Origin of the sequence: Companilactobacillus crustorum JCM 15951 (assembly GCF_001434585.1) — a bacterium.
Classification (GTDB): Bacteria; Bacillota; Bacilli; order Lactobacillales; family Lactobacillaceae; genus Companilactobacillus; species Companilactobacillus crustorum.
In genome coordinates this window covers 1-12409 of the sequence record NZ_AZDB01000047.1, presented here as the reverse complement: position 1 = coordinate 12409, position 12409 = coordinate 1, and the positions used below count along the sequence as shown (strand labels likewise).

Annotated in this window: 7 protein-coding genes; 2 read left to right on the top strand and 5 right to left on the bottom strand. The window is 34.2% G+C overall.

From position 1 onward, the window contains the following. Positions 1 to 78 precede the first annotated feature (78 nt). From carB to FD26_RS09755, 3 genes are all read right to left on the bottom strand, one after another. Positions 79 to 3255: a carbamoyl-phosphate synthase large subunit gene (gene carB, locus FD26_RS09765; protein ID WP_057868241.1), complete on the bottom strand. Its 3177-nt coding sequence runs from the start codon at positions 3253 to 3255 to the stop codon at positions 79 to 81. A gap of 16 nt (positions 3256 to 3271) precedes the next feature. Further along, positions 3272 to 4330, bottom strand: coding sequence for a carbamoyl phosphate synthase small subunit (locus FD26_RS09760; RefSeq protein WP_057868240.1), 1059 nt, complete (start codon positions 4328 to 4330; stop codon positions 3272 to 3274). Between the two features lie 413 nt (positions 4331 to 4743). Then, on the bottom strand, positions 4744 to 5667 hold the full coding sequence (locus FD26_RS09755) for an HNH endonuclease (RefSeq protein WP_057868239.1): 924 nt from the start codon (positions 5665 to 5667) through the stop codon (positions 4744 to 4746). 209 nt (positions 5668 to 5876) lie between these two features. On the opposite strand from FD26_RS09755, the gene FD26_RS09750 reads away from it, so the two are divergent. Continuing rightward, entirely contained in the window at positions 5877 to 8756 is a 2880-nt protein-coding gene (locus FD26_RS09750; RefSeq protein ID WP_057868238.1) for a DEAD/DEAH box helicase, read from the top strand. 7 nt (positions 8757 to 8763) lie between these two features. Here the strand turns inward: FD26_RS09750 and FD26_RS09745 are convergent, their stop codons facing one another. Further along, positions 8764 to 10698 (bottom strand): hypothetical protein, encoded by a 1935-nt coding sequence (locus tag FD26_RS09745; protein ID WP_057868237.1) that lies wholly within the window; start codon positions 10696 to 10698, stop codon positions 8764 to 8766. 181 nt (positions 10699 to 10879) lie between these two features. Here FD26_RS09745 and FD26_RS09740 point away from each other — a divergent pair, with 181 nt between their 5' ends. After that, the gene (locus FD26_RS09740; protein WP_057868236.1) at positions 10880 to 11494 is read left to right on the top strand and encodes a LysE/ArgO family amino acid transporter; all 615 of its coding nucleotides are present in this window, start codon (positions 10880 to 10882) and stop codon (positions 11492 to 11494) included. 43 nt (positions 11495 to 11537) lie between these two features. Here FD26_RS09740 and FD26_RS09735 read toward each other — a convergent pair whose 3' ends face one another. Further along, entirely contained in the window at positions 11538 to 12371 is an 834-nt protein-coding gene (locus tag FD26_RS09735; RefSeq protein ID WP_338081007.1) for an MrcB family domain-containing protein, read from the bottom strand. Positions 12372 to 12409: the final 38 nt, after the last annotated feature.

Sequence of the window (12409 nt, the reverse complement as noted above, 5' to 3'; positions counted from 1 at the left end):
GCCTATCAACTCTATTTATCGTACAGCCAGAAAATCAATAATTGATTTATCTACCTGGCTTTATTTTTTTGAAGTTTATTACAATGGATTAACACTAATAAAACGTTTTTCTAAAACTTTTAAAATGGCGTTAGCTGTATCTAACGAAGTATAAAGCGGTACTGAATTCAAAACGGCATTCTGACGAATAATATACCCATCGGAATGTTGGCTTCTACTTTCACCCAATGTATTAATCAACAATTGAATCTTATTATGATCTAAATAATAAATGATATCTTTCTCAGACTGTCCTACTTCAGGCACTACTTTGGCTGAAATACCACAATCATTAAAGTATTTAGCAGTTCCTTTCGTAGCCAATACTTGGAATCCAACTTCATGGAATCTACGTGCTAAACTGCTGGCTTCCTTTTTATCGTTATCATTAACTGTAATCAAAACATTCCCGGCTTCTTTAATATGCTGATTAGTTGCTTCAAAAGCCTTATAGAGAGCCTCTGTATAGTCCGTTCCTGATCCCATCACTTCACCAGTAGATTTCATTTCTGGTCCTAAAGCACTGTCAACATTGTTTAATTTATTAAACGAGAATGTAGGAGCCTTAACATGAATCAATCGAGATTCCGGCTCTAAACCAGGTTCCAAACCTAAGGTATCAAAATCAGCACCTAAAATTAATTTTGTCGCAATTCTGGCCATTTGAATACTTGTTACCTTACTCAAAAATGGTACTGTCCGACTGGCTCTTGGATTAACTTCAATTACGTAAGCTTGATTTTCATGAATAACAAATTGAATATTCATTATACCTATGCAATGTAATTCCTTAGCCAATAATTTAGCGTATTTAACTATTTGAGCTTGAACTTCTTCAGAGATATTTTGAGGTGGATAAACTGCCATTGAATCACCTGAGTGAACACCGGATCTTTCAATATGTTCAATAATTCCTGGAAGCAAAACATTTTTTCCATCACTCAAGGCATCAATTTCACACTCACGTCCGGTTAAATATGTATCAATTAAAACAGGATGATCATTAGAAACATGAACTGCTTCGTGCATATATTTATTCAATTCTTCATCTGAACGAACTATTTCCATTGCCCGCCCGCCTAACACATAACTAGGACGTATCAAAACTGGATAACCAATTTTATGAGCTACTTTAATTGCTTCTGTCTGGGATGTAGCTGTTCCACCAGCAGGTTGAGGAATATTCAACTTCTTAATAATTTGATCAAATAAATCTCGATCCTCTGCACGGTTAATATCTTCAACTTTAGTCCCAAGAATTTTAATACCATTCTCTTGCAACGGTTCTGCTAAATTAACTGAGGTTTGACCACCAAATTGGACAATAGCTCCAATAGGCTTTTCTAAGTCACAAACATTTAAAACATTTTCTAAAGTCAGGGGTTCAAAGTACAACTTATCAGCTACCGAATAATCAGTGGAAACCGTCTCTGGATTATTATTGATAACAATTGCCTTATAGCCCATTTGTTGAACTGCTCTGACACAGTGAACCGTCGAATAATCAAATTCTATCCCTTGACCAATTCGAATCGGACCTGAACCCAAAATCAAAACTGATTTTTCAGACATTTGAACTGATTCATTTTCCGTTTCATAAGTACTATAAAAATATGGTGCTTCAGCTTCAAACTCGCCTGCACAAGTATCAACTGTTTTAAAAGTTGGCAAAATTTCACTTTGCTTTCTAAAATGACGAATAATATCTTCATCTAAGTTATTCAAACGAGCAATCGTTTTGTCAGAATAGCCTAATCTTTTAGCTTCTAAAATAATTTCTTTATCCAGCGTTCCATTAGTCAAAACTTTTTCACAATTAATAATATTTTTCAATTTAGCTAAGAAAAAGGGATTAATAGCCGTTAAGCGATTAATAGTTTCATAAGAAACATCGCGTCTCAAAAGTTCAGCTAAATAAAATAATCGATCATCCGTCGGTGTCTGAATATATTTTTCCAGTTCCACTAAGGATTTATCAGCTAAGGAATCCATAATTAAATCTTCTTGGTCAATTTCTAAAGAACGTACTGCTTTTTGGAAAGCTTCTTCGATATTTCTACCCAAAGCCATCACTTCACCAGTTGCTTTCATCTGCGTTCCGATAGTTCTATCAGCTTTAGAAAATTTGTCAAATGGCCAACGTGGAATCTTGCAGACAACATAATCCAAAGCTGGCTCAAACTGAGCAAAAGTTTTCCCAGTAATTGGATTGATAATTTCATCCAAGGTCAAACCAACCGCGATTTTAGCAGCAATTTTGGCAATTGGATATCCAGTTGCTTTGGAAGCTAAGGCTGACGAACGGCTAACTCGAGGATTAACTTCAATAATGAAATAATTGCTAGTTTTCGTATCGATAGCCAATTGAACGTTACAGCCACCTTCAATTTTAAGGGCTCGAATAATTTTCAAAGATACGTCACGTAATTTTTGAACTTCTTCATCAGTCAAGGTTTGAATAGGTGAAATAACGATGGAATCTCCAGTATGTATTCCTACTGGATCAAAGTTTTCCATATGGCAAACAGCCAAAGCATTATCGGCGCTGTCTCGCATGACTTCAAATTCAATTTCTTTAAAACCAGCAATACTTTGTTCAATCAAAACTTCAGTTGATGGCGAAGCCTTTAGACCTCGCTCAACAATTTCTTCCAGTTCATCATAATCATGAGCCACGCCTCCGCCAGTTCCTCCCATTGTAAAGGCCGGGCGGATAATCACTGGAAAACCGATTCCATCAACGAATTTCTTAGCTTCCCAATAATTATGCGTTGATTTAGATGCAGGCACTGGTTCATACAGCTTTTTCATTAACTCTTTAAACTCTTCACGATCCTCAGCTTCATTGATGGTATCCAGCTTAGTACCAATGATTTCAATTCCTAATTGATTTAAGATTCCTGACTGTTGCAATTGAACGGCCATATTCAAACCAGTTTGCCCACCTAAAGTAGGAATAATGGCATCAGGATGTTCTTTAACTAGCACTCTTTCGACAAATTCTAAAGTAATTGGTTCAATGTAAACTTTATCGGCAATATGTTTATCTGTCATGATGGTAGCCGGATTGGAATTAATCAATACTGTTTCATAGCCTTCTTCTTTTAAGGCCAGACAAGCTTGGGTTCCTGAATAGTCAAACTCTGCGGCTTGACCAATAATAATTGGACCAGAACCGATAATCATAATTTTTTTAAGATCTGTTCTTTTTGGCAATTTAATTCCCCTCCAGCTATTTATTTAGCATGTCCCAAAATTTATTGAATAAAAAGTCAGCATCATGTGGTCCCGGCTTAGCATCAGGATGAAATTGAACTGAAAAAGCATTGTATTTAACATGTTCAACTCCCTCAACGGTTTGATCGTTCAATTCTACTTGCGTGATTTTCAAATCTGTCTGTTTAACTGAATTTTCATCTACAGCATATCCATGGTTTTGCGAAGTGAAATAGATTCTTCCTGTAGCTAAATCTTTGACTGGATGATTAAATCCCCGATGACCGAATTTCATCTTGAAAGTTCTGGCACCATTGGCTAAACACAATAATTGATGTCCCATACAAATGCCGAAAACTGGATACTTCTTTTCTAGCTCCACAATTGTAGGCAAAACGTCGGTATGACGTGTTGGATCTCCAGGACCATTGCTCAACATAACTCCATCTGGTTTCAAATTTTCAATTTCTTCTAGCGAAGTATTGCCAGGTACAACGGTTACTTTCAGGCTACGCTTCGTTAATTCTGACACGATACTTTCTTTATATCCAAAATCCAATAAAACGACATGTTTGCCGCTACCTGTAAACGTAGTTGGTTTGGGGTTGATACTTTTTTGTAACTGTTCATCGTCTAATTTCCAAGTACTGATTTTATCTAATAAGCCTGAATCTAAATCGTCAACAATTGCTGCCTTTAGTGAACCAGCTTTTCTAATCTTTAAAGTTATTGCACGTGTATCAATTCGTCGGATACCAGGGACATTTTCTTGTTTCAAATACTCATCGAGTGTCATTTCACTTTGATAATTTCCTACAACATCAGTAATTTCTCGAGCCAGTATACCTTTGATAGTAGGTTTGTTTGATTCATTAAATTTTTTGGCAATACCATAGTTGCCAATCATAGGAGTACAGAAATTAATAATCTGTCCATTGTATGACTGATCTGTAATGGCTTCTTGATAACCACTCATTCCAGTGGTAAAAACAAGTTCACCAATGGTTTCTACATCGCTGCCAAATGCCGTACCTTCAAAGTACGTCCCATCTTCAAAAACTAGGTATCTTTTCATGTTTATCCTCCGGATTGATAAAATTTGGTACATAAAAAGGGATGCTGGTAGGCATCCCTCAAGTTTTGTCTTCGACGATTAATTTAGACTGAACCTTTGGGACCTCTCTGGATCCTATTAAAAATTCAAATTTCAAGACTTTTCATCAGTACATATTATTCGATAACTTTTAAGATCTCACTGAATCCCATTAAAAATTATTGTTCTCATAATACAAACCGTTATATGAATCGCCAATATGAAAATCAAAATATTTCTTACGCTAATAAAAAAACTTTCTCTGCCAGCTGACAAAGAAAGTTTTTAATTACAGGGAATATTCTCCCTAATTGATTACTTTCTAAGTCTCACTGGACTTAATTAAAAGTTGTTGTACCTATAATACAAATGTGAACTCAATCCGTCAATAGCAACTATCGTCGAAATATATGTTCACGGTGATATTGTAAATACTTCTTATTAGGAGAATATTCTTTATTCATATATATTTTTCTATTCTTATATTTATTTAACAATTTATTAGTCTCTGAATCATCTGAAACTACAGTAGATAAAACTATATGCCCTTGATCAGAAAAGGTAAAATATCCTTCTGTAAAAGCTTTTGAAAACATTTTTGATAAACAAATTCCATTACGTGCATCTAAACGAATATTTTTGTTAACATTCCAAGGAATTATTCTTGTAGCAATTAATTCGGATTCATCATTATTCGCTACTAGCGCTGATTTATAATGATAATTAAATTTTACTTTATCTGAAAAGAATTTATTTACTGCATCATAAGTCGGAGTAGCTTTTACCTCATCATTGATAAAGTAAGCTTCCATTCTCTCCGCCTGATAACACTTAATCGCAATGGATTCCTCCTCTGAAGATAAATTTGATTCACTAGGAGTCATGTCTTTTTGACGATCCAATAGCCCAATGAAATCCTCTTTGGATATCTGAGTAATACCATTCATATTAAAAAAATTAGACCATTTTCCTTTAAAGATTCTAAATTTCCAGTCGAAAGTTCGAAGGTTTTGTTTCATCAAATGATGTGAAAAAAGATAAGGATTCTTAATTGCTATCAAACTGCTACCATTTTCAGGATCTTCACGCACTACTTTCCCTAATTCTGCTGCACCATAAAGATAAAATTCATTGCCCCACTCAGAAGCACTGCCTGAACGACGATAAATTATTAAATCGCCGCTATGAAGCTGTTTATTGCTCTTATTTTGATAACTATAATATTTAAAATCTACGTCATTGTGGCTGGGACTAGAACTAGAGTCTATTATAAAATAGTTAGTTTTTGGATTATTTAACTGTGACTCATAGTGATACATTATCATTACCCCATTTTAATTATATCTAGTAAATCCACCCCTCTTTGATGCAGGGCTTCATATTTTTAAAGAATAATTCTTTTAATAACTTCAGTATTACTCTATCATATTGGTTGAATTTCTCGATTTGAAGTAGTACTTTTTGCTTCTGATATACTTGTCCCATTAGATAATCATTCCACAATTTTTATTAAAGATAGGATATATTTATGAACATTGATCACGAAATTAACCAAGGCATAAACTTTGGCTTCATAGACAACTCAATACAATCTTTATCCCGTTATCAGCCAGCACTAGTCACTAATCACAATGGCTCTGTCCTTGATACGCTAGAAGAAGAACTACGCAGTGCTACATCATTTACAATTGCCGTCGCCTTTGTCACCTTAGGCGGTTTATTAGATTTAAAAAGCACTTTAGCTGACATTGCAAGTCATGGCATTCGTGGAAAGCTTATCACTTCAACCTATCTCAATTTTAATAACCCTGACGTTTTTGACGACTTGCTACAAATTCCTAATCTCGATGTTAGAGTTTTAAACCAAGATGGATTTCATACAAAAGCTTATTATTTTGATCACAATAATTATAAAAGTATCCTAATTGGCAGTTCTAATTTGACTCAAAATGCGCTGAAAAAAAATTTCGAATGGAATCTTCGTATCACTTCAACTGAACGAGGTGATATCGTTGCCAATGTCAAAAATGAATTAGATGATCTGTGGCAACAAGCCACTCCATTAACAGCTTCGTGGATCAAAGATTATCGTCAAAACTGGCAAGCGCCTACTTCAATACCCACTAGAAAAATTAATAATTCAGGCAAAATCAGTCCTAATGCGATGCAAAAACCGGCTTTAGAGGCACTAAAGCATTTACGAAATGTAGAACACGCCAAAAAGGGATTGGTCGTTGCAGCAACTGGAACTGGTAAAACTTATTTAGCCGCTTTTGATGTGCAGCAATTTAAACCCAAGCGCCTATTATTTGTCGTTCATAGAGAACAGATTTTGCGTAAAGCTTTAGCTAGTTTTAAAAAAATTTTGGGTGGACCTGACAACGATTATGGCATTCTCAGTGGTAATCAGAAGGAATTAACCGCTCGTTATCTTTTTGCGACAGTTAATATGATTTCTAAAAAATCTGTCCAGAATCAATTAGGTCCGGCGGCATTTGACTATATTATTATCGATGAAGCCCATCGAGTTAGTCAAAATCAACCCGGCGAAAAAAAGTCAATGTATCAACGCTTAATGAACTTTTATAAACCTCAATTTATGCTCGGAATGACTGCCACTCCAGAAAGAACTGATGGAACTAATGTTTATGCCTATTTTGATTATCATTTAGCTTATGAAATTTCATTATTAGATTCATTAGACCATGACTTACTTGTTCCTTTTCACTATATTGGCGTTACCGACTACGAAAAAGATGGGCAAGTTATCGACGACAAAACTAGCCTAAAATATCTAGTGTCTGACGAGCGCGTAGACTACATAATTGATAAAACCAATTACTATGGTCCCCAAAATGATAACGTTCACGGTCTGATCTTTGTCAGTCGTGTAACTGAAGGTCAAGAGTTAGCAGTTAAGCTTGCAAATAGAGGAATTAATGCTCAATTTGTTTCCGCTGAAGATACTGTTGAATCACGTGAAAAAGCAGTTCACCAATTAACTAATGGTCAACTGCAATACATCATTACTGTAGATATCTTCAATGAAGGCGTCGATATTCCAATCCTTAACCAGATAGTTATGATGCGGCCTACAAAATCAAGCATTATCTTTTTACAACAATTAGGACGAGGCTTACGTAAATTTTCTGATAAAGAATACGTTACTGTCTTAGATTTTATTGGCAATTATGACGAAAACTATATGATTCCGATGGCATTTGATCGTTCTCACAGCAGTAATAAAGAGAAAATTCGTCAACAAATCATCAGCCCCAATATTTCTGGCGTCTCAACGATTCATTTTGAAGAAGTGGCTCGTAATAGAATTCTAGCCGCCGTTTCTAAAGCCCGACTGAACGATATGAAACGATTCAAAAGTGCTTATCAAACTCTTAAAAATAAAATCGGCTTACGCCCTCCTATGTTGTTAAATTTCGCCAAAATGGGCAGTGTCGATATCTTTGATATTATTAGTAAATTTCAAACTATATACGACATGCAAACCAAATTTGAAGATACTTTCTCAAAATCGCTTACTAAAAAAGAACATTCATTCTTAATCTTTATTTCAGCAGAAATCACTATATCAAAGCGCCCTGTAGAAGCTTGGATATTGAAACAGCTTTTGGCCAAGACCTCTTTACTTGATGAAGATATTCTATCTGAACTACAAACTCAGGGTATCTTTTGCGATCAAGAAACTTTGGATAACGTTGCTTCTGTCTTAGACTTTAGCTACTTCTCCAAAGTAAAACAGAAAAAGTACGGTCAAGTTACATTGATAAAACGAAACAAAGGTCAATGGAAATTTACTTCTGAATTTGAACAAATGCTCCATTCACAAGTATTCAGAGAATATTTTGAAGATGCTCTCGATGCAAATCTTTGGAATATTCAGCAAAACCCTACTATCTATCATAATCGCTTTACTATCGGCGAAAAATATTACCGTTCAGATATTATTAAGATGCTAAATTGGAAGCATGAACCTAATTACATAAATATTGGCGGCTATGGTTTACGAGAAGATGGTCGTTTTCTTCCGGTTTTCATATCCTTAAAGAAAACAAAAACGATCCAAAATAAAATGGTTTATAAAAACACCTTTTTGGATCGTTCAACTTTGCCATTATTTTCTAAGGCCGGTCGTTCATCATCTAGTACTGTAGAAAGTAAAATGCTTGAACAAACTGGATTTGGAATGATTCAGCTCTTCGTAAGAAAATCTAACGATGACAGAATCGATGGTAAGGATTTTTATTATCTAGGAACCGCACATATCCTTAGTGCAAAAGACATCATCAGGAAAAATAGTGATGGAAAGCCCACGAAATTAGTTGAATTTATCCTTCGCTTGGAACATGAAGTTGATTTAGGTCTGTATCGTTTTTTGACGGAAGACTAATCAATTTTTAAATTGATTCAACTAAGGACCATTCCAAATTAGTACTATAATTGCCTGCCACATAATGTCCGTCTGCAATAAATAATCTTGGTCCTTCGTCATCATTCCACATGATAGGATCTAGTGATTGACCATCAATTGTTTCTGAAACCAATGTGCCTGCATCGCCAAGAACATTGTAATTACCATTTTTTTGATAATATCTCATTTCTGATGGCAAAACATTCTCACCCGATTTAAAAGGTTCGCTTTGGATCAAATATAACTTCAAAGCTTTCTTTTCTCGTCGATTGTCACTTACTTCTAAATGATTTCCTACAATTTTTTCTCTATTTAATAACACTTTATTTTGATATGAATTAATACTTCCATAATTCCAATTTTGAGCTTTAATACTGATATTATTATCCGCGAAATTCATTGTCAGATCATTGCCAGCACTGTAGTTGCTAATTGTATTTCCACTAGCGTCATACCCTGTCACTATAGCTTTTGATGCGAATGATGATTTACTATTATCGTCAATGGTTAAATTAACTTCCAAAGTGAAAGTTTTGATACCTGTAAAGTTCAAATTTTTTATTGTTAATGTCTGCTTATCACTTGCGGAAACGGAATTATAATCTGAATAACTTTGCCCATTTACCTTTACTTCACTAATGTTTGAGCTAACTGGTAATTCCAGTTTTAGATCTGCTTTGGTCATTGCTGAATTAACATTACTATCATTTAAATTTATTTTATAACTCACTTGATCATTCTTTGAGACACCATTAATAATGGTATTACTGTCGTTATGATCATTATGACTATTATTAAAAATCGTATTATCAACTGTCACATTGGGTACAACATTCTTCTTTACAGTCAAATTGGCTTTATTAGTAGTTACTGTCGTGGTACTGTCCCCACTTGTTATGGTCAAAACAGCGTAGTACTTGGTACCATCATCTGTTGAATAGCTGGTATTTGGTATCGTATAAATAAGTTTATTACTATTATTATTTGTCACTACAGTATCTTTGTTAGATTTATCGACTTTATGCCAAACGACATTTGTTGGTGGCTGGTCAAATTTACCTTGAACCTCAAAAGTTGCAGGTTTTCCTTCATCAACAGTCTGATCATCAAGTCCACCACCGATTCGAATATCGACATAATCGCTTACGCTAGTGCCATCGCTATTAGTCATGGTTCCAGTAACTCTTACAGTTCCTGACTTACCACTAGTATTAGCAGTCACTAAACCGGTATTTGTATCAACCGTTGCCAAACTTGTATCATCAATTTTCCACTTCAATTCCCCCGTGGCATCTACTGGAGTAGGTATCCCTGTCACATAAGTAGTCATGGCACTAGATTGATTATTATATAAATATTTACTGTCTGCTTTTACAGTCAAATCAGTCGCTTTTATGGGACTAGGAAAAGTCGTTATAAAAGCTACTTTAGAGTAAACAGTCGTATCCAAAAGTCCTGGCAGTAACCCATACCAACGTGTCATCTGTTGATAATAAACTGTTCCTACTTTTGTTGGTGTAACAGTCAACTCCTTAGTCGTTTGGGTCATTTGTGTCCAAGTTTGACCATCCGTAGACTGGTACCAGATATAATGTGGCGTCGCTATTAAGCTTAATAACGCATCCAATACTGACCGTCCTGAATCTGTATAAAGAGTTTTCGGATTGTTAATATAAGTATATTGATTTTCTGGCTGCAAATTATACCCTGAAGTTAACCAAATAAATAACAAAATCACTGGATCAGATGTGGGTGTTCGATACGGTGTAACATCTGCTTCAACAATCAAATTGTCAGGAATAATTTTAGTAATCATTTCTCCAGAAGTGTCTTTCAGATCCTTTTTATTAATAGTTAGAGACGAAAAAATTAATCCCAAGCTAAAAAGTAATCCAATTAAAAACTTTTTTCTCCATTTCATCTCCTAACCCTCCTTATTTTTAAAAAATTTTATAGGGTTCAGGAAAAAGAAACAATTTTATGCGTAGGTATAATAAGTCAATGTATAAATATATAATTATAAAAATAAAATAGGTTCCCCACGCTACTGATGATAAGATGAGTATATAGATTAAATACTTGGTCAATTAAGGGGACTAAATATGAACTTTTTCTTACAGGGGTTAACAATGGGAATTGCTTACGATGCTCCAATTGGATTAGCAAATCTCTTCGTAATTAATGCGGCCTTAACACAAACACGACGCAAATCAATTTTGACAACTATTATTATTATCTTTTTTGACGTCACATTAGCGTTTGCTTGTTTCTTTGGAATCGGCGCGATCATGAAAAAATTTGCTTGGCTACAATTAATCATTTTATTGGTTGGTAGTCTGATCGTTATTTACATGGGAATCAATCTATTACGTTCCCAAACTACTGATATCAGTGCTGGAGATAGTGAATTAACACTTTTGAAAACCATCACTTCAGCTTTCGTCGTTATTTGGTTCAATCCTCAAGCAATTATTGATGGCTCAATGATGCTAGGTGCCTTTCAAGTCACTTTACCTCAATCTAGTTACCCGCTTTTTATTGCTGGTGTGGGAATTGCTTCAATATTGTGGTTTATTATTTTGGACTTAGTAGTTTCCAAATTCAAAGATAAATTCAACGCTAAAGTATTACGAATTATTAATTTAGTTTGTGGCGTGATTATTATTTTATATGGTGGAAAATTGTTATTTAACTTTATTACACTACTCATTAAATAAAAGAAAAGAATCTCGACTATAAAAATGTTGAGATTCTTTTCTTTTATTTTGGTAATGCCTCATAGTCCACTGCATTTAGCCTTAAATTTTTATTCAAATCTCCATTAATTATATAAACCTGAGGGGTATTCTTTCCTCCAAGATTGAATACTCTATATAATTTATAAGACTCTCCAAATTTTTGTGACGCAGATAATTCATTTCTACTTATATAAAATGGAGTATTGATATCACCAGTTGTGGATTTAACTTCTATATAAATCTTTTTACCATCAGTCTCATAAGAAGTTATGTCATAACCTAATCCGTCCCCATCAGAAATAGAGCTATGTTTTACTTTAGTAGCAAGTTCAATTTTATTATTTTCTAGTAATTTATTCTTTTCAAAATTTATAACTAATTTTTCTCCACTATCTCCTAATGCTTTTCTAGTAGTATTCTTTTTTTCAATATCAGATTTCGTAACTTTACCTGTGTATTCATATTTTGGAAGCCCCTTTTGGGGTGCTAAAACAGTTTTTAATTCACTTGATTGGACATTCGAATTTTCTCTAATAATTTCAGAATCAGATTGTTTCTGAAGCAAAATATTTATTGATGCCTCAACATTTTGAGGATCTACTAATTTCATTTGTAATTGATATAACAGTGCTATCATAAGTTTTAAGTCATTTTCCAAATTAAAATTATCAGGAATTTTATTGGCATCGTAACGTATACTCAAAATATTTCCATATTCATATCCTGCGGGTAAATCTGTATTTAATTTATTTTTAGGTGTCCTACAAATATTAATCTTTTGAGTTGTAAACCTTTCATCGTATACAAGATTTTCTTGCCAGTAATTAGCAACTGACTCTATTTTTTTCTTAGCAATATCTTTATCTGGTAGATTGCAAATTTAATCCGAATTTT

What these genes read in the sequence shown, in the direction of transcription:
- FD26_RS09755 (WP_057868239.1), bottom strand. Translation starts at nt 5,667, where the DNA reads ATGTATCACTATGAGTCACAGTTAAATAATCCAAAAACTAACTATTTT.
- FD26_RS09750 (WP_057868238.1), top strand. Translation starts at nt 5,877, where the DNA reads ATGAACATTGATCACGAAATTAACCAAGGCATAAACTTTGGCTTCATA.
- FD26_RS09740 (WP_057868236.1), top strand. Translation starts at nt 10,880, where the DNA reads ATGAACTTTTTCTTACAGGGGTTAACAATGGGAATTGCTTACGATGCT.
- FD26_RS09745 (WP_057868237.1), bottom strand. Translation starts at nt 10,698, where the DNA reads ATGAAATGGAGAAAAAAGTTTTTAATTGGATTACTTTTTAGCTTGGGA.
- FD26_RS09760 (WP_057868240.1), bottom strand. Translation starts at nt 4,330, where the DNA reads ATGAAAAGATACCTAGTTTTTGAAGATGGGACGTACTTTGAAGGTACG.